Annotated in this window: 25 protein-coding genes and 1 tRNA gene; 12 read left to right on the top strand and 14 right to left on the bottom strand. The window is 72.1% G+C overall.

Annotation, left to right across the window (positions count from 1 at the left end; genetic code table 11):
* Positions 1-113 precede the first annotated feature (113 nt).
* The 5 genes from MU522_RS01180 (at position 114) to MU522_RS01160 (ending at position 4277) form a co-directional block, all read left to right on the top strand.
* A complete protein-coding gene (locus MU522_RS01180; RefSeq protein ID WP_246991890.1) occupies positions 114-1178 on the top strand; it encodes a 3-isopropylmalate dehydrogenase in 1065 nt (354 codons plus the stop codon).
* The gene (locus MU522_RS01175; protein ID WP_246991888.1) at positions 1175-2260 is read left to right on the top strand and encodes a branched-chain amino acid aminotransferase; all 1086 of its coding nucleotides are present in this window, start codon (positions 1175-1177) and stop codon (positions 2258-2260) included. Before MU522_RS01180 ends, MU522_RS01175 begins: the two co-directional genes overlap by 4 nt.
* On the top strand, positions 2260-3036 hold the full coding sequence (locus MU522_RS01170) for a fumarylacetoacetate hydrolase family protein (RefSeq protein ID WP_128190271.1): 777 nt from the start codon (positions 2260-2262) through the stop codon (positions 3034-3036). Before MU522_RS01175 ends, MU522_RS01170 begins: the two co-directional genes overlap by 1 nt.
* Before the next feature lie 83 nt (positions 3037-3119).
* Positions 3120-3815 carry a DUF937 domain-containing protein gene (locus MU522_RS01165; RefSeq protein WP_246991887.1) on the top strand — a complete coding sequence of 232 codons (696 nt, stop codon included), beginning with the start codon at positions 3120-3122 and terminating at the stop codon, positions 3813-3815.
* 135 nt (positions 3816-3950) lie between these two features.
* Positions 3951-4277 (top strand): helix-turn-helix transcriptional regulator, encoded by a 327-nt coding sequence (locus tag MU522_RS01160; protein WP_128190269.1) that lies wholly within the window; start codon positions 3951-3953, stop codon positions 4275-4277.
* Here MU522_RS01160 and MU522_RS01155 read toward each other — a convergent pair.
* A complete protein-coding gene (locus MU522_RS01155; protein ID WP_146356514.1) occupies positions 4246-4926 on the bottom strand; it encodes a permease prefix domain 1-containing protein in 681 nt (226 codons plus the stop codon). The genes MU522_RS01160 and MU522_RS01155 overlap by 32 nt on opposite strands.
* Positions 4927-4962: 36 nt before the next feature.
* Between MU522_RS01155 and gltX the strand changes: the two genes are divergently transcribed.
* The 6 genes from gltX to MU522_RS01125 all read left to right on the top strand — a co-directional run bounded on the left by gltX (position 4963) and on the right by MU522_RS01125 (position 9341).
* Complete coding sequence (gene gltX, locus MU522_RS01150; protein ID WP_128189601.1) at positions 4963-6453, top strand: glutamate--tRNA ligase; 1491 nt, start codon at positions 4963-4965, stop codon at positions 6451-6453.
* Positions 6453-7364: an NAD(P)/FAD-dependent oxidoreductase gene (locus MU522_RS01145; protein ID WP_246991885.1), complete on the top strand. Its 912-nt coding sequence runs from the start codon at positions 6453-6455 to the stop codon at positions 7362-7364. The genes gltX and MU522_RS01145 overlap by 1 nt, the downstream gene beginning before the upstream one ends.
* Positions 7365-7539: 175 nt before the next feature.
* Positions 7540-8280 (top strand): hypothetical protein, encoded by a 741-nt coding sequence (locus MU522_RS01140; RefSeq protein ID WP_146356518.1) that lies wholly within the window; start codon positions 7540-7542, stop codon positions 8278-8280.
* Between the two features lie 86 nt (positions 8281-8366).
* Positions 8367-8438 (top strand) — tRNA-Gln (locus MU522_RS01135).
* Positions 8439-8541: 103 nt separating this feature from the next.
* Complete coding sequence (locus MU522_RS01130) at positions 8542-8943, top strand: DUF1304 domain-containing protein (RefSeq protein ID WP_128189598.1); 402 nt, start codon at positions 8542-8544, stop codon at positions 8941-8943.
* Complete coding sequence (locus tag MU522_RS01125) at positions 8940-9341, top strand: hypothetical protein (protein WP_146356520.1); 402 nt, start codon at positions 8940-8942, stop codon at positions 9339-9341. Before MU522_RS01130 ends, MU522_RS01125 begins: the two co-directional genes overlap by 4 nt.
* Before the next feature lie 9 nt (positions 9342-9350).
* On the opposite strand, the gene MU522_RS01120 is transcribed toward MU522_RS01125, so the two are convergent.
* On the bottom strand, positions 9351-10667 hold the full coding sequence (locus tag MU522_RS01120; RefSeq protein ID WP_246991884.1) for a YihY/virulence factor BrkB family protein: 1317 nt from the start codon (positions 10665-10667) through the stop codon (positions 9351-9353).
* A gap of 236 nt (positions 10668-10903) precedes the next feature.
* On the opposite strand from MU522_RS01120, the gene MU522_RS01115 reads away from it, so the two are divergent.
* Positions 10904-11182, top strand: coding sequence for a DUF305 domain-containing protein (locus tag MU522_RS01115; protein WP_246991882.1), 279 nt, complete (start codon positions 10904-10906; stop codon positions 11180-11182).
* A 129-nt stretch (positions 11183-11311) separates the two neighbouring features.
* Here the strand turns inward: MU522_RS01115 and MU522_RS01110 are convergent, their stop codons facing one another.
* From MU522_RS01110 to hpaE, 12 genes are all read right to left on the bottom strand, one after another.
* Entirely contained in the window at positions 11312-12700 is a 1389-nt protein-coding gene (locus MU522_RS01110) for a proton-conducting transporter membrane subunit (RefSeq protein WP_246991880.1), read from the bottom strand.
* 21 nt (positions 12701-12721) lie between these two features.
* Positions 12722-14212 carry an NADH-quinone oxidoreductase subunit M gene (locus tag MU522_RS01105; RefSeq protein ID WP_128189594.1) on the bottom strand — a complete coding sequence of 497 codons (1491 nt, stop codon included), beginning with the start codon at positions 14210-14212 and terminating at the stop codon, positions 12722-12724.
* 3 nt (positions 14213-14215) lie between these two features.
* The gene (locus tag MU522_RS01100; protein WP_246991878.1) at positions 14216-16138 is read right to left on the bottom strand and encodes a proton-conducting transporter membrane subunit; all 1923 of its coding nucleotides are present in this window, start codon (positions 16136-16138) and stop codon (positions 14216-14218) included.
* A 19-nt stretch (positions 16139-16157) separates the two neighbouring features.
* Positions 16158-16460 carry an NADH-quinone oxidoreductase subunit NuoK gene (gene nuoK, locus MU522_RS01095; RefSeq protein WP_146356529.1) on the bottom strand — a complete coding sequence of 101 codons (303 nt, stop codon included), beginning with the start codon at positions 16458-16460 and terminating at the stop codon, positions 16158-16160.
* Positions 16457-17026 carry an NADH-quinone oxidoreductase subunit J gene (locus MU522_RS01090; protein WP_246991876.1) on the bottom strand — a complete coding sequence of 190 codons (570 nt, stop codon included), beginning with the start codon at positions 17024-17026 and terminating at the stop codon, positions 16457-16459. The genes nuoK and MU522_RS01090 overlap by 4 nt, the downstream gene beginning before the upstream one ends.
* On the bottom strand, positions 17023-18033 hold the full coding sequence (locus MU522_RS01085; RefSeq protein WP_246991874.1) for a complex I subunit 1 family protein: 1011 nt from the start codon (positions 18031-18033) through the stop codon (positions 17023-17025). Before MU522_RS01085 ends, MU522_RS01090 begins: the two co-directional genes overlap by 4 nt.
* Positions 17951-19636 carry a hypothetical protein gene (locus MU522_RS01080; RefSeq protein WP_246991872.1) on the bottom strand — a complete coding sequence of 562 codons (1686 nt, stop codon included), beginning with the start codon at positions 19634-19636 and terminating at the stop codon, positions 17951-17953. Before MU522_RS01080 ends, MU522_RS01085 begins: the two co-directional genes overlap by 83 nt.
* A complete protein-coding gene (locus tag MU522_RS01075; RefSeq protein WP_205649643.1) occupies positions 19627-19968 on the bottom strand; it encodes an NADH-quinone oxidoreductase subunit A in 342 nt (113 codons plus the stop codon). Before MU522_RS01075 ends, MU522_RS01080 begins: the two co-directional genes overlap by 10 nt.
* A 228-nt stretch (positions 19969-20196) precedes the next feature.
* A complete protein-coding gene (locus tag MU522_RS01070; RefSeq protein WP_246991870.1) occupies positions 20197-20994 on the bottom strand; it encodes an aldolase/citrate lyase family protein in 798 nt (265 codons plus the stop codon).
* Complete coding sequence (locus MU522_RS01065; RefSeq protein ID WP_246991868.1) at positions 20991-21797, bottom strand: fumarylacetoacetate hydrolase family protein; 807 nt, start codon at positions 21795-21797, stop codon at positions 20991-20993. The genes MU522_RS01070 and MU522_RS01065 overlap by 4 nt, the downstream gene beginning before the upstream one ends.
* Positions 21794-22888 carry a 3,4-dihydroxyphenylacetate 2,3-dioxygenase gene (hpaD, locus tag MU522_RS01060; RefSeq protein WP_146356538.1) on the bottom strand — a complete coding sequence of 365 codons (1095 nt, stop codon included), beginning with the start codon at positions 22886-22888 and terminating at the stop codon, positions 21794-21796. The genes MU522_RS01065 and hpaD overlap by 4 nt, the downstream gene beginning before the upstream one ends.
* Positions 22889-22912: 24 nt before the next feature.
* The gene (hpaE, locus tag MU522_RS01055; protein WP_246991865.1) at positions 22913-24406 is read right to left on the bottom strand and encodes a 5-carboxymethyl-2-hydroxymuconate semialdehyde dehydrogenase; all 1494 of its coding nucleotides are present in this window, start codon (positions 24404-24406) and stop codon (positions 22913-22915) included.
* Between the last annotated feature and the right edge of the window lie 2 nt (positions 24407-24408).

Here is a 24408-nt window from a genome sequence, read left to right as displayed (position 1 = left end):
GCCGCTCCCTGGCACGCAGGTGGACGCGCCCGCCGACTAGGCTGGGAATCGCCGTCCGCACGGCTGCGGAGGCGGTTCGACGACGCGCACGCGGGTGCGCCAGGGGAGGAAGCGTGGAGCAGCTGCGCCTCGCGGTCATCGCAGGAGACGGCATCGGGCAGGAGGTCACGCTCGAGGCGAGGAAGGCGATGCGCGCCGCGCTCACCGACGTCGAGCTGGTCGAGACCGAGTACGCGCTGGGCGCCGCCCACTACCTCGAGACCGGCGAGGTGCTCGACGACGCCACGCTCGCGAGCCTCGCCGAGCACGACGCGATCCTGCTGGGCGCCGTCGGCGGCGACCCCGCCGACCCGCGCCTCGCCGGCGGCATCATCGAGCGCGGGCTCCTGCTGCGCCTGCGCTTCGCGTTCGACCACCACGTGAACCTGCGCCCGACCGTGCTCCACCCGCGGATCGGCAGCCCCCTGCGCGACCCGGGCGAGATCGACTTCGTCGTCGTGCGCGAGGGCACCGAGGGGCCGTACGTCGGCAACGGCGGCGCGCTGCGCCAGGGCACGCCCCACGAGATCGCGAACGAGACGAGCGTGAACACCGCCTTCGGCGTCGAGCGGGTCGTGCGCTTCGCCTTCGAGCTCGCCGAGCAGCGCCGCCGCCGGCTCACGCTCGTGCACAAGAAGAACGTGCTCGTGCACGCCGGCGCGCTCTGGCAGCGCATCGTCGACGAGGTGGCGGTCGACCACCCCGAGGTCGAGGTCGACTACCTCCACGTCGACGCCGCCACGATCTTCCTCGTCGACCGGCCCAGCCGCTTCGACGTGATCGTCACCGACAACCTGTTCGGCGACATCCTGACCGACCTCGCCGGCGCCGTCGGCGGCGGGATCGGCCTCGCGGCCTCCGGCAACCTCAACCCCTCGGGCGCCTTCCCGAGCATGTTCGAGCCCGTGCACGGCTCCGCCCCCGACATCGCGGGGAGGGGCATCGCCGACCCGACCGCGGCGATCCTCTCGGCGGCACTCCTGCTCGAGCACTCGGGCCACCCCGACGCCGGCCGGCGCATCCGCGACGCCGTCGACGCCGACATCGACGGGCGCGACGGCACCGCACGCAGCACCAGCGAGGTCGGCGACGCGATCGCCGGCCGCATCAGCGCATCCACCGGCAAGGAGCAGGCATGACCGACTTCGCGATCACCCGCAACGAGCGGCCCGCCGCGGACAGCGTCCGCGAGGGCGTGCTCGCCGAGCCCGGCTTCGGCAAGCACTTCACCGACCACATGGTCTCGATCGACTGGACGGTCGACGAGGGCTGGCACGGCCACCGCGTCGAGCCGTACGGCCCGCTGCAGATGGACCCGGCCTCCGCCGTGCTCCACTACGGCCAGGAGATCTTCGAGGGCATGAAGGCCTACCGCCGCGCCGACGGCTCGGTCTGGACCTTCCGGCCCGAGGAGAACGCCAAGCGCATGCAGCGCTCGGCGGCGCGGCTGGCGCTGCCCGAGCTGTCGGTCGACGACTTCGTCGAGTCGGTGCGGCAGCTCGTGCGGATGGACGAGGCGTGGGTGCCGGCCGGCGGCGAGAACTCGCTCTACCTGCGGCCCTTCATGATCGCCAACGAGGTGTTCCTCGGGGTGCGCGCGGCGCAGACCGTGCGGTTCATGGTCATCGCGAGCCCCGCCGGGCCCTACTTCGCGGGCGGCGTGAAGCCGGTCTCGATCTGGCTCTCGCGCGAGTACAACCGCGCCGGCAAGGGCGGCACCGGCGCCGCCAAGTGCGGCGGCAACTACGCCGCGAGCCTCCTGCCCACGCAGCAGGCGGCCGCGAACGGCTGCGCGCAGGTGCTCTTCCTCAACGAGGCGGGCACCGAGCTCGAGGAGCTCGGCGGCATGAACGTCGTGCTCGTCCGGGCCGACGGCACCCTCATCACCCCCGACTCCGACTCCATCCTCGACGGCATCACGCGCAACTCGCTGCTCGAGCTCGCGGCGGATGCGGGCCACCGGGTCGAGCGGCGGCCGGTGACGCTCGCGGAGTGGCGCGACGGCATCGCCGACGGCTCGATCACCGAGGTCTTCGCGTGCGGCACCGCCGCCGTGCTGACGCCCATCGCGGCGCTCAAGAGCCCCGATGAGACGATCGGCGACCCCGGCGCGCCCGCCGGCCCGGTCGCGATGGCGCTCCGCCAGCGGCTCACCGACATCCAGTACGGCCGCGCGGAGGACCCGCACGGCTGGATGGTGCAGCTGACGGAGGCCCGCTGATGCGCGTCGCGCGGTTCGCGCACGGCGAGCGCATCGGCTACGGCGTCGTCGACGGGGATGCGCTGGTCGAGCTGGTCGGCGACCCGATCGTCGCCGGCTTCGACACGACCGGCACCCGCATCCCGATCGCCGAGGCACGGCTGCTCGCGCCCGTCATCCCGCGCTCGAAGGTCGTGGCGGTCGGCCGCAACTACGCGAAGCACGCGGCCGAGCTCGGCAACGAGGTGCCCACCGAGCCGCTGGTCTTCCTGAAGCCCAACACGTCGGTGATCGGCCCCGGCGACGCGATCGTGCTGCCGCCGGAGTCGCAGGACGTGCACTTCGAGGGCGAGATCGCCCTCGTGATCGGCAAGGTCGCGCGGCGCCTCACGCGGGCGAACGCGCTGCACGCCGTCTTCGGCGTCACGGTCGCCAACGACGTGACCGCGCGCGACCTGCAGCACCGCGAGAAGCAGTGGGCGCGCGCGAAGGGCTTCGACACGTTCTGCCCGCTCGGGCCCGCGATCGAGACCGAGCCCGACTACGACGCGCTGCAGGTCATCACGCGCGTCGACGGCGAGGTGCGGCAGGACGGCGTCTCGAGCGACTGGATCTTCGACGCGCCCACCGTGCTCGAGTGGATCACCGCATCCATGACCCTGCTGCCCGGCGACGTCGTGCTGATGGGCACCCCGGAGGGCGTGGGCCCGCTGCGCGCGGGCCAGACGGTCGAGGTGGAGGTGCCGGGCGTCGGCACGCTGCGCAACCCGGTCGTCGCGCAGGCCACCGTCGGCTGATCCCTCCCGGCTCATCCTCGGCCGGGTCGCCTAGCATCAGTCGCACCGGCGGTGCGAGCCGCCGATCGACTCGAGGAGGAGCCATGTCGGAGATCCAGCAGCTGCTCGGCCAGATGCCGATCCAGCAGATCGCGCAGCGCGCGGGCGTCAGCGAGGCCGAGGCGAGGCAGGCGGTCGAGGCCATCGTGCCGACCCTGGTCGGCGGGATGCAGGCGAACGCGCACGACCCGGCGGGCGCTCAGTCGCTCGCGGGCGCGCTCGGCGCGCACGCCGGCCACCTCGACGAGCGCCTCGCGGGCGACATCGACACCGCCGACGGCGAGAAGATCGTGCACAACGTCTTCGGCGACAACACCGACCAGATCGCGCGCGCGGCCGGCGGCGGCGGTGCGCTCGGCGGCATCATCCAGAAGATCCTGCCGATCGTCGCGCCCATCGTGCTCGCGTGGATCGCGAACCGGTTCCTCGGCCAGCGGGGCGGGGCGGCGCCGCAGGCGCCCGAGCGCGCCGAGGAGCCGGGCGGCGGCTTCGACTCGCCCTTCGACCGGGGCTCCGCGGGCGCCGAGCAGAAGGTGCAGGTGCCGCAGACGCAGACCCCGGCGCCCGCGCCCGGCCAGCAGCCGGGCCAGCAGGGCCAGGGCGGCGGCCTCGGCCTCGACGACCTGCTCGGCGGCATCCTGGGCGGCGGCTCCAGCCGGGAGAGCGGCTCGAGCGGCGGTCCGCTCGGCCCGCTCGGCGACATCCTCGGCGGCCTGCTCGGCGGCGGTCGCCGCGGCTGACTTGGCCCGCGCGAGGCCGGCTCCGTCGAGCTTCCCCGAGCTCCGGTTCCTCCGCGGCGAGACCCGCGCTCGAGGGAAGCCCGGCGGAGTGCAGGCTGTCTGCATATGCAGGCAGGCAACGGCTAGACTGCACGCATGGCTTCCCCTGACGCGCTCCGCGGCCACGTCGACGCGATGCTGCTGTCGGTGCTCGCCGACGGGCCGGTGCACGGCTACGGCGCGATCGAGCGCATCCGCGACCGCTCCGGCGGCGCGCTCGACTTCCCGAGCGGCACCGTCTACCCGGCGCTGAAGCGGCTGGAGCGCCGCGGCCTCATCGAGGGGGAGTGGGAGTCGAGCGGGCGCTCGAAGCGGGTCTACCGGCTGACGCCTGCGGGCACGAGCGAGCTCGAGGCGCAGCGCACCGAGTGGACCGCGACGGCCTCGATCATCACGAGCGTGCTCGGCGCGGCGCGAGCCTGACGGCGCCCCAGCGCACGAGCAGCGCGGCCGCGGCGACCGCGAGCGCCGAGCCGAGCACGAGCGTCGTGACCAGCAGGGCCGCGAGGATGCCGGCACCGGCGGCGGGCACGGCGATCGTCGCCGCCATCGCGACCGCGCCCGCGACGAGCGCGACGGCGAACGCGAGCTGCAGGCCGGCCACGGCCACGAGCGCGGTGAGCGAGCCCGAGCGCCGGATCGCGAGCCAGCCGGCGGCGGCGGCTGCCGCCACGATCGGTCCCGCAGCGTCGAGCGCCCGCGAGACCTGGAGCATCCAGCCGTCCTCGACCGGCACCCGGAACCCGGGCACCGCCGCGAGGGCGGTCATGCCGACGAACCACACCACGAGCAGCGTCGCGGCGGCGAGCGCGGCGCGCGGGGCGAAGCGGCGGCCGCGGTCGGCGAGCAGCTCGGTCGAGAGCTCGGCGGCGATCGCGCGCGGGTCGCCGAACTCGGCGACCACGGCGGTTGCGGCGAGCGGCTCGGGCGCTCCCGCGTCGACGCGCGCGGCGACGGCCTCCCGCAGGTCGCCCTCGATCTCGCGCGCGAGCTCGCGGCGCCGCCTGCCGGACGCGACCACGGCGCGCTCGAGGCGGCCGACGAGGTCGGCGACGGGGTCGGGGCTGGGCATCGCCCTCCAGTCTCCCACGCCTAGGATGGAGCCATCATGAGCGTCCCCTTCTCGACGGCGACGGGCGGCGATGTCGTCGTCCGCTTCTGCCCCTCGCCCACCGGCACCCCGCACGTCGGCCTCATCCGCACCGCGCTGTTCAACTGGGCGTACGCGCGCCACCACGGCGGGAAGATGGTGTTCCGCATCGAGGACACCGACGCGGCGCGCGACAGCCAGGAGTCGTACGAGCAGCTGCTCGAGGCGATGCGCTGGCTCGGCATCGACTGGGACGAGGGCGTCGAGACCGGCGGCCCGAACGCCCCCTACCGGCAGTCGCAGCGCGGCGAGATCTACGCCGAGCTCATCGAGCGCCTCAAGGAGTCGGGGCACCTCTACGAGTCGTTCGCGACCGCCGAGGAGATCGAGGCCCGCAACATCGACCTGGGCCGCGACCCGCGGCAGGGCTACGACAACTTCGAGCGCGACCTGACGAGCGAGGAGCGCCAGGCGCACCGCGACGCCGGCCGCCAGCCGAGCCTGCGCCTGCGCGTGCCGGACGAGGACCTCTCGTTCGACGACCTCGTGCGCGGCGAGATCACGTTCCCCGCCGGCTCCTTCTCCGACTTCGTCGTGGTGCGTCCGAACGGCGCGCCGCTCTACACGTTCGTCAACCCCGTCGACGACGCGCTCATGGGCGTCACGCACGTGCTGCGCGGCGAGGACCTGCTCTCGTCGACGCCGCGGCAGATCGCGCTGTACCGCGCCCTCGCCGAGATCGGCGTCGCATCCGCCATCCCGCGCTTCGGCCACCTGCCGTACGTCATGGGGGAGGGCAGCAAGAAGCTCTCGAAGCGCGACCCGCAGTCCAACCTGTTCCTGCTGCGCGAGGCCGGCTTCATCCCCGAGGGGCTGCTCAACTACCTCGCGCTGCTCGGCTGGTCGATCGCGCCCGACCGCGACGTCTTCACCCGCGACGAGCTGATCGCCGCGTTCGACGTCGAGGACGTCAACCCCAACCCGTCGCGCTTCGACCCGAAGAAGGCCGAGTCGATCAACGGCGACCACGTGCGCATGCTCGCCGCCGACGACTTCGCGGCGCGCCTCGAGCCCTACCTCGGCCGCATCTTCGACGGCCCGCCGAGCGACGAGCAGCGCGCGGTGCTCGCGCAGGCGGCGCCGCTCGTGCAGGAGCGCATGCAGCTCATCGGCCAGGCCGAGGACATGCTGGGCTTCCTGTTCCTCGACACCGAGGACATCCACCACGACTCCGACGCCGTCGCGAGCCTCGGCGACGACGCGCACGCCGTGCTCGAGGCCTCGCGCCGCGCGCTCGAGGAGCTCGAGTCGTTCGACGCCGCGAGCATCGAGCAGGTGCTGCGCGAGGTGCTCGTCGAGGGCCTCGGCATCAAGCCGCGCTTCGCCTTCACGCCGCTGCGCGTCGCCGTCACCGGCCGCCGCATCTCGCCGCCGCTGTTCGAGTCCCTCGAGCTGCTCGGCCGCGAGGCGTCGCTCGCCCGCATCGAGCGGCTGGCCGCGAGGGTCTGATGGACGTCGACGTCGTCGTCATCGGCGCCGGCCCCGCGGGGCTCGCGGCGGCGCTCAACCTGGCGCGCCAGCAGCGCTCGGTGGCGCTGCTCGACTCCAACCGGCCCCGGCACGCGGCGACGCTGCAGTCGCACGGCTTCGTCACCCGCGACGGCGTCTCGCCGCTCGAGCTGCGCACGCTCGGCCGCGACGAGGTGCTGCGCTACCCGACGGTCGCCTACGAGCGCACGCTCGTGCGGCAGGTGGTCGCGGTCGACGACGGATTCGCGGTGCAGGCGGAGCAGGCAGGCTCGCGGGCCGAGAGCGAGACCCGGGCCGCCGCGGTCCTCATCGCGACGGGCCTGAGCGAGACGCTGCCCGCCTCGCACCACGTGCGCCCCTGGTACGGCACGAGCCTCCACTCGTGCATGGACTGCGACGGCTACGACAAGCGCGGGCAGGCGCTCGCCCTCATCGGCGAGACCGACGACCTCGTCGACCGCGCCATGGTCATCCGCCGCCACACCGACGACCTCGCCGTCTTCACGAACGGGTCGGATGCGGTCGACGCGGCGGGCGAGGAGCGCCTGGCCGCGCACGGGGTCGCCCTCGTGCGCACGCCGATCGCCGCGATCGAGGGCGACCGCGACGGGATGCGCGCGATCGTGCTCGAGGACGGCGCGCGGAGCGAGCGCACGGGCGGCTTCGTGCGCCCGTGGTGGCACCCGCAGCTCGAGTTCGCCGAGCCGCTCGGCCTCGAGACGGACGAGGACGGGCTCGTGGTCGTCGACCGCGCGCAGCGCGCCTCGGTCGAGGGCGTCTACGCGGCGGGCGACATCACGCCCGGCTTCCGGCAGCTGGCGGTCGCGGCCGGCGCCGGCACCATCGCGGCCTCGGTCATCAACCGCGACCTCATCGCGCGCGACCGCTGACGCCCTCCGCCCCCACTCCCGCTCATCGAGCAGGCCCCCTCCCCGCTCATCGAGTAGGCCCGAAGGGCCGACCCCTCCCCGCTCATCGAGTAGGCCCGAAGGGCCGTATCGAGATGTCAGCCCCCCGCTGTAGCCTGGTCTGCGCACGCGGTCACCCCGCGGAGGAGGCACAGCCATGACGCTCATCGACGACCGGCCGAAGACGCAGCGCACGCTCTCGGCGCCCGAGCGCAAGGCGCGCCGCAAGCGCGTGCTCACCTGGCTGCTGCCGATCGTCGGCGTGCTGCTCATCGGCGGGCTCTTCTGGTTCACCCAACAGCTGCTCGCGGGCGGCCTCGGGGAGCCCCGCGAGGCCACCGCCGAGGAGGTCTCGGCCAACAACACGACCCAGTTCGGCGAGGCCGGCACGTCGTACGCAGTGCAGTACCAGGTCGTCACGCTCAACCTCGCGAGCCTGCCGATCGCGGCCGAGGAGCTCTCGATGGGGCCCGACGCGCAAGCGGTCATCGCCCCCGGGTACGGCTTCCTCGACACCACCTTCTACCGCGGCCAGGGCGGCGGCATCGAGGGGCAGGGCTACTTCACCGAGATGATGTCGTCGGTGACGGCCACCACGTCCGGCGGCGAGGTCGTGCGCTTCGACATGGCCCGCTCGCCGGTCGGCTGGGCCGAGTTCCCGTCGGCGATGCGCGCGGTCGAGTCGGGCGCGGCAGCCTTCGGCTGGCCGGTCGACGACGCCGAGATCACCGCCTTCACCGAGGAGGTCGCCGACGCCGTGCGCACCGGGCAGGCCACCGAGTGGGCGATCCCCGCGGGCGACGCGATGGGCATGCCGGTGAGCGGCCTGGTGTCCTGCTCGGGCGACGGGATGTGCGTGCTCAGCTACGCGATCGACGTCTCCCGCACCGCCGACTGAGGCGGCCGGCGCGCGCCACGATTCGCGCGGAGGGCGCCGAGTTGCTATGCTCGTCTCTTGGCTCGCCCGCCTCGGCATGCGGCCATTGGGGTATGGTGTAATTGGCAACACGGAGGTTTCTGGTACCTTTGTTCTTGGTTCGAGTCCAGGTACCCCAGCACTTCGAAGCCCCCGCGACGCGGGGGCTTCTCGCTTGTCCGGGCGCATTCCGGGCCCGTCGCGCTCGGCCCGCGAGCGGCTCCCGCGCCTAGACTGCGGCCCATGGACCTCGCCGTCATCGCCTGCATCGCCGCCGCATTGGCGGCCGCCGTGCACGGCTACATCTTCGTGCTCGAGACGCTGCGCTGGGAGGAGCCGGGCACGCGGCGGGTGTTCGGCACGAGCCCCGAGCAGGCGGCGGCCACGAGGCAGCTCGCCGCCAACCAGGGCGTCTACAACCTGCTGCTCGGCATCGCCGCGCTCGCGGGCATCATCACGCTCGTGGCCGGCGCCCGAGGCGCGGGGCTCGCGGTGCTGCTGGCGTCGACGGGCATCATGCTCGCCGCCGCCCTCTACCTCGTGATCTCCGACCGCACGAAGGGCCGAGCGGCGGTCGTGCAGGGCTTCTTCCCGGCCATCGCGGTCGTGACCGGCCTCATCGCGCTCGGACAGGTGGCGTCGTGAGCGCCGTCCGCGCCGCGGCCCGCGTCGCCCTCGGCGGCGCGCTCATCCTCGCCGGCGTCAGCCACCTGACCTTCGCGCGCCGCGACTTCCGCGCGCAGGTGCCAGACACGGTCGTCGACCTGTCGCCGCTCGATGAGGACGGCGTCGTGCTCGCATCCGGCGTCGTCGAGGTCGCGCTCGGCAGCGCCATCGCCTTCGCGCCCGAGCGGCACCGGCCGCTCGTCGGCCGCGTGGCCGCCGCGTTCTTCACGGCCATCTTCCCCGGCAACCTCTCGCAGTGGATCCACCGCCGCGACGCCTTCGGGCTCGACACCGACGAGCGCCGCTTCGGCCGCCTCTTCCTCCAGCCGGTGCTCATCGCCTGGGCGCTCTGGGCGACGCGCGCGCCGCGCCGCTGACGGCCGCCGTCAGCGGCTGCCGCGGCTGCCGCGACGGCGACCGAGGGCGCGTCGCAGCCGCCGCACGATGCCGCTGCCGCGCCGGCGGCCGCGCTCGCTGCGCGCGTCGGCCGGGCGCTCCGCGGCGCTGGCCTTCGCGTGCTCGCCCGAGGCGTCCTGGCCCGACCCACGCGACGCATCCGTCGCCTCGTGCCGGTCGGCCGCGGTTCCCGCGCCGTCGTGCTCCACGTCCGCGTCGCTGTGCTGCTCGCGCAGCTCGCGGCCCTCGGCCTCGAGCCGGTCGCGCGCCTCGGCCTTCTTCTCGACCTTCTTCACGCCGCGCGGCGGCAGCTGGATGGCCGACTCCGCCTCGATGCCCGCCTGCAGCTGGCGGGCGCGCTCGACTTCGGCGTCGACCTCGGCGCCGAGCAGCAGCACGATGTTGAAGACCCAGAGGGCGAACAGCAGCGCCATGACGGTGCCGATCGCGCCGTAGGAGCTGTAGCCCGAGGCGAACGTGAAGTAGAGCCCGAGCGCCACGGAGGCGAGCGCGATGCCGATGATCGCGACGACCGAGCCGATGCTGACCCACGTGAACTTCGGCTGCTGCAGGTTGGGGGCCAGGTAGTAGAGCAGGGCGATCATCGCGATCACGAGCGCGAGGATCACGGGCCACTTCACCCACGCCCAGATCGGCAGGAAGGTCTGCGTCATGAACGCGAGGAAGCCGCCGAGCCCGAGCGGCTCGGCGATGGGGCCGAGCACGCCCGTCACCAGCGCGTCGTTGACGGCGAGCGACACGAGGATGACCACCACGCCCACGAGCAGCGCGACGGTGATCAGCAGCATCGTCGCCGTCTGCTTGATGAAGCCGCGGCCCTCCTCGATGCCGTAGACGATGTTCATGCAGCGCGAGAACGCCTTGACGTACGCGGATGCCGACCACACGGCCGTCGCGATACCGATGATGAGCGCGATCACGCCCCCGGCCGCCGAGTCCGTCATCGTCTCGACGAGGTTGACGACGAGATCCCGGTAGTCCTCGGGCACCTGCCGCACGGCGTCGTCGACGATGCCCGTGACGGTCGACGCGTTGTTGGCGAGCACGAGCGAGATGATCGAGAAGACGGCGAGGAGGCCCGGCGCGAGCGACAGCACCATGTAGTACGTCAGCATCGCGGCGAGGTCGGTGCCGCCGTCGCTGCCGAACTCCTTGAGGGCGCGCTTCAGCGCGTACTTCCAGCTCGCGCCCTCGAGCTTCGGCGGCGCGTCGGGCTTCTCGTCGTGGTCTGGGGCCGGTGCGTCCGCTGCGTCGAGCGTGGCGTCGATGGGGTCTCTGCTGGACACGGGGCGTCCTCTCGCTGCTGTGCTGATGCCGCAGAACTGTACCCCAAACGGCTGGATGCGCGACCAGCTGCGGCGGCCGCGACCGCGCTCGATCGTGACCGAGCGGCCGATCGCCCCGTCAGTCTCCCGCGGCCTCGGGTCTGGTCCGCGACGACCCCTCAGGATGCGGTCAGCGTCCGCGCCTACCCTCGCACCGGAATGCGGCCGCCCGGGTCGACAAGCGGAAGGAGGATGGAATGGCTGACGCAATGGACGACATGATGAAGCACATGGACGAGATGGCCGACTCCACGCTGGACGAACTGTCGTCCGCGTCCGGGGACGAGTTCGACCGGAAGTTCCTGGAGATGATGATCAAGCACCACGCGCAGGCGATCGCGACGTCCGAACTCGCTTCGAGCAAGGCCGTGCACGCAGAACTGAGAGAGCTGGCTGCGAAGATGCACTCGGATCAGATCGAGGAGAGCGAGCAGCTGCGCAGTTGGCACCAGCAGTGGGGATACGCGCAGGACTGACGCTGCGAGGCCGCGGTGGGTCCGCGGCATCGGGGCGTGCACCCGCCCGTCACGCCCTCATCGAGATCCGGGCCCACCGCGACCGCGTCGGCGCCCAGCTGCGATGTCGCAGGCACGCCCTCGTCCGGCTCAGAGCACCGAGAACACGACTCCGGCGGCGACCCCGAGCAGCACGCTGAGGGCCGCGCCCGCCATCGCGGTGCGTGCCGCCCCGACCCTGAGCGGTGCAGTGGGCTGCGCTGGCACCGCATCGGCGGGGCGGTACAGGGGGATGATCCAGCGCAGGTAGTAGTAGAGGCTGACGACGCTGTTGGCCATCACGGCCACTGCCAACCAGGCCGCGCCGCCCTGCCACGCCGCGGCCGCGACGGTCAGCTTGCCGACGAAGATCGCGGTCGGCGGCGTGCCGACGAGTCCGAGGAGCGCGACGACCAGGGCCGCAGCGAGCGCCGGGTGTCGCCGCGCGAGTCCGCGGTAGTCTGCCAGGCTGCGGAAGCCGGGAAGCGCCAGGGTCACAGAGAACGCCGCCGCGTTGGTGACCGCGTATGCCAGCACGTAGAACAGCAGCGCCGGCAGCGCCAGCGCGCTCGTGGGCGCCACCGCCACCGGCACCAGCAGGAACCCCGCCTGCCCGACGGTCGACCAGCCCAGCAGCCGGCGAGGGTCGTCCTGGGTGTATGCCGCGAGGTTGCCGAGCGTCATCGTGACGAGGGCGAGGACGCCGACGAAGGCGGCGGCCGGCGCCGGGTCCGGCAGAGCCGCCACGACCCGGAACGCGGCGAGGAACGCGCCGAGCTTCGGTACGGTCGTCAGGAACGTCGCGACCAGCCCGTTCGCCCCCTGCGCCGAGTCGGGCACCCAGAAGTGGCCGGGCACCGCGCCCGCCTTGAACATGAGGCCCGAGAGCACCGCGGCTGCCCCCACCGTCACCGCGCCGGCCGGTGATTCGGCGAGCGCGGCAGGCAGCTCGCCGTACACGCTCGTCCCGGACAGTCCGGTGAGGAGGGTGACGCCGACCAGCAGCAGGATGCCGAACAGCGCACCGAGCAGGTAGGTCTTGAGCGATGCCTCCGCAGCGCGCGCCGTGCCGGCGAGGCCGATCAGGCCATAGAGCGGGATGCTCGCGAGCAGGAAGCCCACGGCGAGCACGAGGAGGTCCCCGGCGCCCGCGATGACCAGCGTCCCCGCGGCACCGAGCAGGGCGAGCGCGGCGGTCTCGCTCTCCCTGGGGGAGCCGGCGATGCTGCGGCGGCCCGCGAGGAGCACGAGCGCGGTGGCGCCGGAGACCGCGATGCGCGCCACCTGCGTCGTCGTGTCGACGAGGAAGGTGCCGGCGAACACGGCCTCCGGAGCGGCGGCGAACGTCACGGGCACGACCGTGGCGCTCAGCAGCGCCGTGGCTGTCGCGATGCCGTACGCCACGCCCTGCCTGGAGCGGGGCAGGTACGAGCCCGTGAGCAGCACGACGAGCGCGCCCGCGATCAGCACGATCTCGGGCAGCATCGCCAGGACGTCCAAGCCCGCGTCAGACTCCACCGGTCACCTGCCCACGAGCTCGGCGAGTGTCGCAGCGGCCGGTTCGATCACGTCGAGGATGACCCTCGGGAGCACGCCGATGAGGAGCGAGAGCGCCAGCAGGGACCCCGCCGACCACAGCTCGTGCGCCGACAGGTCGCGGAAGCCGATCGAACCACCGCGCGTCTTCCCGGCGAAGATGCGCTGCAGGGCCAGCAGGAACATCGCGGCGGTGAGCAGGATGCCGAGCAGCGCGACGGCCGTGACGGGGGCGGTGCCGATGGCGCCCGCGAAGATCTGGAACTCGGCGATGAAGCCCGAGAAGGCCGGGAGGCCCAGTGACGCGAACGCGCCGATCGCGAACAGGGTCGTGAGCCTCGGCGCGGGAGCCGCGAGTCCTCCGTAGCCCGAGAGGTCGTAGCTGCCCGCGCGATCGCGCAGCACGCCGACGAGCAGGAAGAGCGCCGCGGTGATCAACCCGTGGCTCACCATCTGCGTCTCCGCTCCGACGATCGCCAACCGCCGGGCATCCTCCGTGCCGCTGCTCACGAGGCCCGCCACGCCGACCGCGAGCACGACGTAGCCCATGTGGTTGACGGATGTGTAGGCGACCATGCGCTTGAGGTTCTGCTGGGCGAGTGCGACGAGAGCGCCGTACAGCACCGAGATCACGCCGACGATGATGATGGGCCACGCCCACGCTCGCCACGCTTCGGGGAGCATCGGCATCGCGATCCGGACGAAGCCGTAGGTGCCCATCTTCAGCAGCACCCCGGCGAGCACCGCGGACCCGATGGCGGGCGCGTCGGTGTGGGCCGGCGGGAGCCAGGTGTGGAAGGGAACAGTGGGGGTCTTGACGGCCAGCCCGATCAGGATGGCGGCGAGCACTGCGCCGCCAGCCACCGGCTCGCCCTGCAGCGGCAGCATCTCGGCGAGCTCGACCATGTCGAACGTCGGCGTGTCGGCGGAGACGTACAGCCCGATGAAGCCGAGCAGCAGTGCGAGCGACCCGAGGAAGGTGTAGAGGAAGAACTTCAGCGCGGAGCGTCCGGCAGTGGCTCCGTGACCCCAACCGGCGATGACGAAGTACATGCCGACGATCGACAGGTCGAAGAAGACGAAGAAGAGGATCAGGTCCGCGGCGACGAACACGCCGAGGCTCACGCTCTGCAGGAAGAGGAACAGTGCCGCCTGGATGCGGGGGCGGTCCTCGTCCCGCAGCGCATAGATGGCGCACGCGAGGAAGACGATCGTCGTCATCGCGACGAGCGGCAGGGACAGGCCGTCCACCCCGATGTGGTAGCTGGCTCCGACGCCCGGGATCCACTCCAGGCGCTCCTCGAAGGCGAGCCGACCCTCCGGCGGTTCCTCGAAGTTCGCCCAGACCACGGCTACCAGCCCGAGATCCGCTGCCGCGACCGCCACCCACGCCCAGCGCGCCACCCGGTCCGAGACGGCCGGCACGGTGAGCAGCAGCGCGGCGGCGAGCGGCAAGAAGACGATGGCACTCAGCATGGGTTACCTTCCGATCACGAGGAGTAGCACGACCACGGCGCCGAGCAGGCCCACAGCCTGCGCGTAGTAGTGGTGCAGCTGACCGTTCTGCGCGCGCGCGCTGTCGCGACCTGCACGCCAGACCCGTCGGGCGAACCCGTCGACCGACCGATCGACCCCCCGATCGTCGAGGGAGGCCGCTGCGCGCGCAGTCGTCATCGCCGCCGCCGCCGCGCCATCCGCCGCCGCATCGATCCCGCTGTCGTCGAGGGAAGCCGCCCCCCGCGCGATCGCCGCCGCACCCTCCGCCGCCCTTTCCGCCGCCGCGTCGATCCCGGCGTCGTCGAAACGTGCGAGGCGGGCAGCGAGTCGCATGGTGGGCCGCACCAGGAGCCGATCCGCGGCCAGCTCGAGTCCCAGCCAGCCGGCCGCCCAGCGCGGCTCCGGAAGCCGCCACCGCGTCGAGGCGAGCACCAGCACCAGCGCGATCGTTCCGGAGGCGATCAGTTCCCAGACGCCCGGCTGGGCACGCTCCTGACCGAGCGCCCGCGCGACCGCGCCGCTGAGCGGTGGCAGGGCGAGCATCCCGAGCACCGCGGCGCCGACGGCCAGCGCGGCGACGGGAACCGAATCGAGCGCCCCGGCATGGCGGGTGCCCTGCTCGTGCTCGTCGTAGTGCGTCGCGGTGTGCGCATCCGCTCTCCGCCAGATCGCGAAGATCAGCTTGGCGGCGTAGACGGCCGACAGCGCGGAGGCAGCGAGACCGACGATGTAGAGCCAGAGCGACTCTTCGAGCGCAGCGGTGAGCACGGCGTCCTTCGTCGCCCAGAGCGACAGGGGCGGGATGCCCGCGAGCGCGAGCGCAGCGAGGCTTGCCGACAACCCGAGCAGGCGCCAGCGCCGCGCGGCACCGGCCAGGCCGGAGAGGCGTCGGGTGCCGAGCGCGGTCAGCCAGGCGCCGGCTGCGATGAACAACGCGGCCTTGGTCGAGGCGTGCGCCACCAGGTGCGCGACACCGCCGCTCTGCGCGCCGAGCCCCGCGGCGAGCACGACGAATCCGAGCTGTGCTGCCGTGGAGGCGGCCAGCAGCTGCTTCACATCCCGCTGTGCCACAGCGACCGCGCCCAGCAGGAGGGCGGTCACGGCACCGATCCACGCCGCGGCCGTGTCGGCCCATCCGGTCGATTCAAGCAGCGGCGCGACCCGCAGCAGGAGATAGCCGCCCATCGCGACCATGGCCGCGGAGTGCAGCAGCGCGCTGACCGGGCTCGGACCGTCCATGGCTCGGGAGAGCCAGAACGAGAAGGGCAGCTGCGCGGCCTTGCCGAGCGCCGCGACCAGCAGACCGGCGGCCGCGGCGTCGCGCCATCCTGCCGTCGCGTCCGTGAGCTCGGCGAGTCCGAGGCCCGCGCCCCCGCCAAGCGCAGCCCCCGCCGCCGCGTAGAGCCCGAGGTCCCCGGCACGGGTGGTGATGAACGCCGTGGTGCCGCTCGCCACCCGGTGCTCGTCCCGCCACCAGAATCCGATCAGCGCGAAGGAGGTGGCGCCCATGACCTCCCAGGCGAACAGCAGCGTCACGAGGTTCCCGGCGACCGCCGTGAGCAGTGCGGCGGCCGCGAAGATCAGCATCAGGCCGTGGAACCGAGCGCGCCCCTCCCGGATGTCGCCGGCCGCGAAGATCAGCACCAAGAGCGTCACCGCGGCGACCGTCGGCAGCATGATGGCGGAGAGCCCGTCGACGCGCAGGTCGAACCCGGCTCCGGCGAGGAACGGCACGGCGGCCGCGGGCTGGGCTGTCGCGACCACGACCGCGAGCGCGAGGCCGGCCGTGGCGACTCCGATCGCGACGACTCCTGCCACGCGCTCGACCCGAGGCAGGAGGCACAGCAGCGCGCCAGTCGTCGCGGGCAGGAGCACCAGGAGCCAGAGCGCGATGGTCGCGCTCATCGCTCGACCCCGGGACCGGTCATCGCTTGAGCTCCGACGCGGAATCGGTCATGTCGCTGCCACGCGCACGATGCACGAGCGTCGCGACTGCGAACCCCATGGCCATCTCGACCGTCATCGCGGCGATCACGACGAGCAGCAGCACCTGCCCGGTCGGCTCCGGCGAGAGGAACCACCAGAACGCGCCCGCGGCGAGGATGACACCGTTCAGCATCAGCTCGAGGCCCATCATCACCATCACCACGACCTGCTGCGAGATCGCCCCGTACAGGCCCACGCTGAACAGCGCAGCCGCGATCAGCAGCACCGCTTCGAGGGTCATCGGCCCACACCCCCCGGCTGCGGATCGTCGGCTGCGGCACGCTCGAGGTCGTCGCCGTAGCGGTCGTACCGGCCGCGGTGCAGGCTGAGGCTGACGCCCGCGACGATGGTCGCCACCATCACCGGGCTCAGCACGATCATCGCGAGCATCTTCGACTCCATGAGTGCCATGCCGAGCGCCACGGTGACGTCCTCTGTCGGGGCAGGACGGCCGGAGGGCCACGGGGTCAGCAGGATGCCGGCCGCGAGCAGCGCGAAGGTGACGAGCGCGGTGACGAGTGACAGCCGCTTGTCGTGCACCATGCTCATCGGCATCAGCGCCGGGTTCATCCCCATGAACATGACCATGTAGACGGCCATGACCGCCATCTCCATCACCATCATCAGGATGGTGATGACGCCGAGGTACGCCTGGTCGAGCAGCAGCAGCTGCAGGCCGACCGCCACGAACGAAATGGCCAGCGCGTAGGTCGCGCGCGCCATCGAGTTCACCCAGAACACCGCGGCCCCGGAGAGCACGGCTGTCGCGCCGAGCACCCAGAAGAAGACTTCGCCGATCAGAGTCATCGGTTCACCATCACCAGTGCGATCAGCAGATCCTGCAGCATGCCGGCGGGGATCAGCAGCATCCAGCCGACCTCCATGAACTTCTCGGGCCGCATGAGCGGCACCTTGCGGCGGACCCAGACGAACGCGGCGAGCACGACCACGGTCTTCAGCAGGGACCAGGCCCATGCCGGCAGCACCGCGCCGGACCCTCCGCCCAGGAACAGCGGCACCGCGAACGCCGCACCGGCGACGAGCACGCCATACCGGCCGGCGAAGAAGACCAGCCGGTCGACGCCCGACAGCTCCGCGGCGACACCGCCGGCGATGTCGGCTCCGAGCGATGAGCCGAACGGGCCCCACACGGAGAACGCGACCACTCCGATCGAGTAGATCAGGAACGCCACCGGCATCCACACGATGAACCAGAGCTCCGACTGCGCCGCCACGATGTCGCCCACATTCAGGCTCTCGGAGGCGATCGCCGTGGCGATGAGGGCGAACATCAGCGGCAGCTCGTACGCGACCGCCAGCGCGAGGAAGCGGTATCCGCCGACCAGCGCGTGCACGGAGTTGCCACCCCAGCCGACGAGCCAGACCAGCGCCCAGACGAGCGCATCCATCGCGTTGAACCAGACCAGACCCGCCTCGAAGTCGAACAGCGTCCATTCGCCGAACGGGACGACGGTGATCTTCAGCAGTGCGGCGACGAGCATCCCGGCACCGCCGATGCGCCACAGCAGCGAGTCGGCTGCCACGGTCGACCGTCGGCGCTGTCGGAGCAGGCGTGCCGTCTCAGCGGCAGGCCAGCGCAGCGATGCGGCGGCAGATCCGCCCTGCGCCCGTGCAGCCAGCATCCCGTCGAGAGCCACCGCGATCATGACCAGCACGGCGAGCAGCAGGGCACCCACGATCGCCCAGGAGGGGTCCACCTCGACCACGGGGTCACTCATGATGGCCCCCCGGCTCTGCGGCGAGGGACGACAGACCGAGACTGGCGACGACGAGCCGTGCGGCAGCGAGGTCAAGGCCGGTGACGAGCTGCGGCAGATCAGCGATGAGGCGACTCGCATCCCGTCGTGCCCCGGACGATCCGTCGTTCGCGTCGCGCGCCGCGCCCAGCATGGCGAGCAGCCGATCGAAGACGCTGCCCGCTTGCGCCGCAACGAGGTGCTGGGCGAGCGCGGGGTCCTCCACGACGCCCAAGCGCCCCAAAGACCAGCGGAGCAGGGAGCGGCGGACGCGACGCTCGAGTCGATCCAGGCCGTGCTGTGCCGCCGCGGTGTCGCCGCGCAGCAGCGCGCCGCGGAGCCGGCGCGCGTCGGCAGCGAGGTCCGACGCCCCCGCGAGCGCGAGCAGCGCGGCCGCGTCGTCGCATCGTCGAGCGGCGGCTTCCCGTCCGCCCGGCTCGACAAATCCATGCCACGCATCGTCGAGCCCCCGGGCCCGCGCACGCGTGATGACGTCGCCGTTCAGCGCGCAGTGCAGCACGAGGCCCGGCGGCCAGTAGGGCAGCACCGGACCCAGTTGCACGGCCAGCGTGTCCATCTCCAGTCCATCGCGGTCCGCAGCCCCGCCCGCCAGCGGGATGCCCGCTGGCGCCATGTCCATGCCGGAGTGGTCCATGCCGGAGTGGTCCGTGCCGGAGTGGTCCGTGCCGGTGTGGTCCATCTGGCTGTGGTCCGTGCCGGTGTGGTCCATCTGGCTGTGGTCCGTGCCGGTGTGGTCCATCTGGCTGTGGTCCGTGCCGGTGTGGTCCATCTGGCTGTGGTCCGTGCCGGTGTGGTCCATCTGGCTGTGGTCCGTGCCGGTGTGGTCCATCTGGCTGTGGTCCGTGCCGGTGTGGTCCATCTGGCTGTGGTCCGTGCCGGTGTGGTCCATCTGGCTGTGGTCCGTGCCGGTGTGGTCCATCTGGCTGTGGTCCGTGCCGGAGTGGTCCATCTGGCTGTGGTCCGTGCCGGTGTGGTCCATCTGGCTGTGGTCCGTGCCGGTGTGGTCCATCTGGCTGTGGTCCGTGCCGGTGTGGTCCATCTGGCTGTGGTCCGTGCCGGTGTGGTCCATCTGGCTGTGGTCCGTGCCGGTGTGGTCCATCTGGCTGTGGTCCGTGCCGGTGTGGTCCATCTGGCTGTGGTCCGTGCCGGTGTGGCCCATCTGGCTGTGGTCCGTGCCGGAGTGGTCCATCTGGCTGTGGTCCATCTGGCTGTGGTCCATGCCGCTGTGGTTCGCGCCGCTGGCACCCTCTGAGGAGTTGCCGCGGGTCTCGGTCGCCGAACTGAGGCTGGCGACGCGCAGGCGTGTCCTCGCGTCGTCGACGTGCACGTCCACCGCGGACAGGCTCCTGCGCGCCTGCTCGAAGCTCGGCAGCGCCTCGGCCGCAGAGCCGACCAGGATCCGCACGCGAGGCCCGGGCAGCTGCTCCCAGATGCGCTCCACGCTCGCGGTCAGTTCGGGCCCGGCGGTGCCGCACACGACCAGGACATCCGCATCCGCCGGGGACAGCGAGATGCGCCACCCGAGCTCGACGGCCGCCTGCTCCGCCGCCACCCGCGCCCGCCAGCCGCCGAGCGCCTCGACGAGGAGCACGTGGGCGCGCTGCGCCGCCAGCTTCGCGAGCACCTGCGTCACGCCCACCGGAACGCTCCTTCCCGCCAGGCCCAGAAGACCGCGACGAACAGGACTCCGAGGAACAGGAACATCTCCACCACGGCGGTGGGGCCCATCATCGCAACCACGACGGCCCACGGGTACATGAAGAGCATCTCGATGTCGAAGGCCAGAAAGACGACGGTCGCCGCGTACCAGCGGGCGTGGAAGCGCGAGAGCGCATGCTGCTCCGGGTCGCTGCCGGAGAGGTAGGGCAGCGAGACGATCGGACGGCGGTCGACCGCGACGAGCATCGACGCCCCGTACAGCAGAGCGATCGCCAGCACGGCGATCCCAAGCATCGTCACGACCCCAGCCATGATCGTCCCCCTCTCCCCGGGACCCTATCGAAGGCGCGCGACCGGCTGCACGTGCGCCTGCGGGGGAGTCGCGGAAGGAACGGTCGAAAGCTGCTGTCGGTGAGCCCGTGGCGATGGACGTCAGGCCGAGCCCGACGGGCGATCGGTTCAGGCTACGACGAGCCCTCCAACTCGTGCTGCAGCGCCGCCGTCCGCAGCGCCGTCGCGACCGGTGATCGTCGCCGCTGATCAGTACGCGTCGGTCTCATCTCGTGTACGCTTCAGTTGCGCCACCGCGGCCTCTGAGCCCCGCGCCATGAGCGTCACGTCGGCCGCGACGAAGACGAACGAGGCGCCGCGCGCGATGCACCGATCGGCGTCCGCCTCCGCGAACGCGTTCACGCCCACGGGCGTGCCCGCCGAGCGCACGGCGTCGATCGTCGCATCGACCGCGGCCACGACGGCCGGCTCTGACGGGCGGCCGGGGAGTCCCATGGAACCGGCGAGGTCTGCCGGGCCGACGAAGACGGCGTCCACCCCGTCGACCGCGGCGATCTCGGCGGCGTTCGCCACCCCATCCGCCGTCTCGATCTGCACCGTCACCGACACGTGGTCGTCGGCGGCGCCCACGTAGCCGGGGATGCGCCCCCAGCGCGACGAGCGCGCGAGCGCCGAGCCGATGCCGCGGGCGCCCTCGCGCTCGCCGTCGCCGCCCGGGTAGCGGGCGGCGCGCACGGCCGCGCGCGCGTCGTCGGCGGTCGAGACCATCGGCACGAGCACGTTCTCGGCGCCGAGGTCGAGCACCTGCTTGATGATCACCGGGTCGTTCCAGGGCACGCGCACGATCGTCGTCACCGGGTAGGCGGCGGCGGCCTGCAGGATCGGCAGCATCTCCGAGATCGAGATGGGGCCGTGCTCGCCGTCGACGAGCAGCAGGTCGGCGCCGGAGCCGGCCATGATCTCGGCGGCGACGGCGCTGCCGGATGCGTTCCACAGGCCGACGAGCGGAGCCTCGGCCCGGGCGAGGGCGTCGCGGAAGGTCGTCATCGGAACGCCACCTCCACGGTGCCCATGTCCTGGTACTCGACGCGCACGCGGTCGCCGGGCTGCACCCACACGGGGCGCGTGAAGGAGCCGGCGAGGATGAGCTCGCCCGCCTCGAGCCGGTCGCCGTGCTGCGCGAGCTTGCCCGCGAGCCACGCGACGCCGTGCGCCGGGTTGCCGAGCACACCGCCGGAGACGCCGGTCTCGATGATCTCGTCGTTCACGAGGCAGAGCGCGCCGACCCACGACAGGTCGCGGTCGCGCGGGCCGATCTCGACGTCGCCGACGACGATCGCGCCGAGCGCCGCGTTGTCGCTGATCGTGTCGACGATCGTGCGGCCCTCGAGCTCGATGTGCGAGTCGAGGATCTCGAGCGCCGGCACGACGGCCTCGGTGGCGTCGAGCACCTGGTCGACCGTGAGGCTCTCGCCCTCGAGCGGCGAGCGCAGCACGAAGGCCAGCTCGACCTCGACGCGCACGTTCGACCACTGCGCGTGCTCGACGGTCTCGCCCGAGCGGAGCGCCTGGTCGGCGAAGATCACGCCGTAGTCGGGCTCGGTGATGCCGGTCGCGAACTGCATCGCCTTGCTCGTCAGGCCGATCTTGCGCCCGACGAGCCGTGCGCCGGCCTCCTCGCGGCGCGCGCGCCAGATGCGCTGCACCGCGTAGGAGTCCTCGATCGTCGCCTCGGGGAACCGCGTCGAGATCCGCTCGATCGTGCCGCGCGAGCGGGTGGCCTCGGCGAGCTCGTCGGCGATCCGCTCGACGGTCGCGTCGTCGAGGCCCCGTCCGGGAGCGCTCGTCACAGCTGGTTGCCGATCTTGAAGCCCTTCGACGCCTGCCCGCGGTAGGTGCCGTCGTCGTCGCCCTCGCGGGTGTACGAGAAGCCGTCGGCGCCGATCGTCACCTCCATCTCGCTCGAGTCGGTGCGCTCCACGACCTCGACCACGTTGCCGTCGAGGTCGAGCACGGGCGACGCCTCGGTGTACCAGGAGGGCACGACGGGGTTGCCCCACCAGTCGCGGCGCTGGTTGTCGTGCACGTCCCACGTGATGACGGGGTTGTCGGGGTCGCCCGTCCAGTAGTCCTGCGTGTAGATCTCGACGCGGTGGCCGTCGGGGTCGGTGATGTAGAGGTAGAACGCGTTCGAGACGCCGTGCCGGCCCGGTCCGCGCTCGATGTGGTCGGACATCCGCAGCGCGCCGAGCTTGTCGCAGATCTGGATGATGTTGTGCTTCTCGTGCGTCGAGAAGGCGATGTGGTGCATGCGCGGACCGTTGCCGCCGGTGAGCGCCGTGTCGTGCACGGTGCCCTTGCGGTGCATCCACGCCGCGTAGGTGACGCCCTGGTCGTCCTGGATGTCCTCGGTGACGCGGAAGCCGAGGTCCTCGAGGTACTTTCGACCGCGCGGCACGTCGGGGGTGACCTGGTTGAAGTGGTCGAGGCGCACGAGCTCGCCCGCCGAGATGAGGTCGTAGCGCTGGTGCAGGCGCTCGGCGTGCTCGGTCGCGTGGAAGAACTCGTAGGGGAAGCCGAGCGGGTCCTCGACGCGCACGCTGTCGCCGAAGCCCTTCTGGAAGCCGTCGCGCCTGCGCTCCGTGCGGCAGCCGAGCTCCTGGTAGTAGGCCTCGGCGGCGTCGACGTCCTCGGGGGTGCGCACGCGGTACGCGAAGGCGGCGACGGCCGCGACGGGGCCCTTCCGCAGCACGAGGTTGTGGTGGATGAACTCCTCGAACGACCGCAGGTAGATCGCCTCGTCGTCCTCCTCGGTCACGTGCAGGCCGAGCACGTCGACGTAGAAGGCGCGGCTCGCGGCGAGGTCGGTGACGACCAGGTCCATCGCCGCGCAGCGGATGATGTCGGGCGCGGGCACGGAGGGCTTGGGGATCTCGTTCATGGTGCTGCTCCTTCGCAGTCGGGGTCAGGCGGATGCGCCGAAGCGGGCGGTGTGGACGTCGCCGAGCGTGATGTGCACGGCCTGCTGGTCGCTGTAGAAGTCGAGCGAGCGGTAGCCGCCCTCGTGCCCGAGGCCCGAGGCCTTCACGCCGCCGAAGGGGCTGCGCAGGTCGCGCACGTTGTGGCTGTTGAGCCACACCATGCCGGCCTCGACGTCCTGCGCGAAGAGGTGCGCGCGCTGCAGGTCGCGGGTCCAGATGTAGGCGGCGAGACCGTACTTCGTGTCGTTCGCGAGCTCGAGCGCCTCCTCGTCGGAATCGAACGGCGTGATCGCGACGACCGGGCCGAAGATCTCCTCCTGGAAGATGCGCGCATCCGGCGCCACGTCGACGAACACCGTCGGCGCGACGAAGTTGCCCTCGGGGAAGGCATCGGGGCGGCCTCCGCCGGCGACGAGCCGGCCCTCCTGCTTGCCGATCTCGACGTACGACATGACCTTGTCGAAGTGCTCCGGGTGCACGAGCGCGCCGACCTCGGTGCTGGGGTCGCCCGGGTCGCCGACGACGATGTTCTTGGCCCGCGCCGCGTAGCGCTCCACGAACTCGTCGTAGATCGAGCGCTCGACGAGGATGCGGCTGCCGGCGGTGCAGCGCTCGCCGTTGAGCGAGAAGACGCCGAACAGGGTCGAGTCGATCGCGGCGTCGAGGTCGGCGTCGGCGAAGACGACGGCCGGGCTCTTGCCGCCGAGCTCCATCGAGAGCGCCTTGAGGTGCGGCGCCGAGTTGCCGAAGATGAGCTGGCCGGTGCTGCTCTCGCCCGTGAAGGAGATGAGCGGCACGCCCGGGTGCTTCACGAGCGCGTCGCCGGCGCTCTCGCCGAAGCCGTTGACGAGGTTGAACACGCCCTTCGGCAGCTCGGCCTCCTCGAAGATGCCGGCCCAGAGCGACGCCGACAGGGGCGTGAACTCGGCGGGCTTCAGCACCACGGTGCAGCCGGAGGCGAGCGCGGGGCCGAGCTTCCACGACTCGAGCATGAACGGCGTGTTCCACGGGGTGATGAGCCCCGCGACGCCCTTGGGCTTGCGGTTGACGTAGTTCACCTGGCTGCCGGGCACCTTGTAGGCGTCGTCGCGGCCGGCGACGATGAGGTCGGCGAAGAAGCGGAAGTTCTCGGCGGCGCGCTGCGCCTGGCCGCGCGCCTGCGTGATGGGCAGGCCCGAGTCCCACGTCTCGAACTGCGCGAGCTCCTGGTCGCGCGACTCGACGATGTCGGCGATGCGGCTGAGGATGCGGGCGCGCTCGCGGTTCTTCATGCGCGGCCACGGGCCCTCCTCGAAGGCGCGCGTGGCGGCGGCGACAGCCAGGTCGATGTCGGCCTGCTTGCCCGACGCGGCGACGGTGTAGTCCTCGTTCGTGACCGGGTTCAGCACGCCGAAGGTCTCGCCGTCGACGGAGGGCACGCGCTCGCCGTCGATGTAGTGGGGGATGAGCTCGGGGATGCCTGCGGGCTGGGTGGCCATGG

The organism is Agrococcus sp. SCSIO52902 (assembly GCF_022983135.1).
GTDB classification, from domain to species: Bacteria; Actinomycetota; Actinomycetes; order Actinomycetales; family Microbacteriaceae; genus Agrococcus; species Agrococcus sediminis.
The sequence above is the reverse complement of the archived record's forward strand: the minus strand, read 5'-3'. Positions and strand labels throughout refer to the sequence as shown.

Bases quoted from the DNA above. Each gene is read 5' to 3' on its own strand.
- MU522_RS01070 (WP_246991870.1), bottom strand. From the start codon at position 20,994: ATGACGACCTTCCGCGACGCCCTCGCCCGGGCCGAGGCTCCGCTCGTC.
- MU522_RS01140 (WP_146356518.1), top strand. From the start codon at position 7,540: ATGACGCTCATCGACGACCGGCCGAAGACGCAGCGCACGCTCTCGGCG.
- MU522_RS01155 (WP_146356514.1), bottom strand. From the start codon at position 4,926: ATGCCCAGCCCCGACCCCGTCGCCGACCTCGTCGGCCGCCTCGAGCGC.
- MU522_RS01160 (WP_128190269.1), top strand. From the start codon at position 3,951: ATGGCTTCCCCTGACGCGCTCCGCGGCCACGTCGACGCGATGCTGCTG.
- MU522_RS01165 (WP_246991887.1), top strand. From the start codon at position 3,120: ATGTCGGAGATCCAGCAGCTGCTCGGCCAGATGCCGATCCAGCAGATC.
- MU522_RS01075 (WP_205649643.1), bottom strand. From the start codon at position 19,968: ATGGCTGGGGTCGTGACGATGCTTGGGATCGCCGTGCTGGCGATCGCT.
- nuoK (WP_146356529.1), bottom strand. From the start codon at position 16,460: ATGACCCTCGAAGCGGTGCTGCTGATCGCGGCTGCGCTGTTCAGCGTG.
- MU522_RS01145 (WP_246991885.1), top strand. From the start codon at position 6,453: ATGGACGTCGACGTCGTCGTCATCGGCGCCGGCCCCGCGGGGCTCGCG.
- MU522_RS01115 (WP_246991882.1), top strand. From the start codon at position 10,904: ATGGCTGACGCAATGGACGACATGATGAAGCACATGGACGAGATGGCC.
- MU522_RS01130 (WP_128189598.1), top strand. From the start codon at position 8,542: ATGGACCTCGCCGTCATCGCCTGCATCGCCGCCGCATTGGCGGCCGCC.
- MU522_RS01170 (WP_128190271.1), top strand. From the start codon at position 2,260: ATGCGCGTCGCGCGGTTCGCGCACGGCGAGCGCATCGGCTACGGCGTC.
- MU522_RS01090 (WP_246991876.1), bottom strand. From the start codon at position 17,026: ATGACTCTGATCGGCGAAGTCTTCTTCTGGGTGCTCGGCGCGACAGCC.
- hpaD (WP_146356538.1), bottom strand. From the start codon at position 22,888: ATGAACGAGATCCCCAAGCCCTCCGTGCCCGCGCCCGACATCATCCGC.
- MU522_RS01100 (WP_246991878.1), bottom strand. From the start codon at position 16,138: ATGAGCGCGACCATCGCGCTCTGGCTCCTGGTGCTCCTGCCCGCGACG.
- gltX (WP_128189601.1), top strand. From the start codon at position 4,963: ATGAGCGTCCCCTTCTCGACGGCGACGGGCGGCGATGTCGTCGTCCGC.
- hpaE (WP_246991865.1), bottom strand. From the start codon at position 24,406: ATGGCCACCCAGCCCGCAGGCATCCCCGAGCTCATCCCCCACTACATC.
- MU522_RS01175 (WP_246991888.1), top strand. From the start codon at position 1,175: ATGACCGACTTCGCGATCACCCGCAACGAGCGGCCCGCCGCGGACAGC.
- MU522_RS01105 (WP_128189594.1), bottom strand. From the start codon at position 14,212: ATGCTGAGTGCCATCGTCTTCTTGCCGCTCGCCGCCGCGCTGCTGCTC.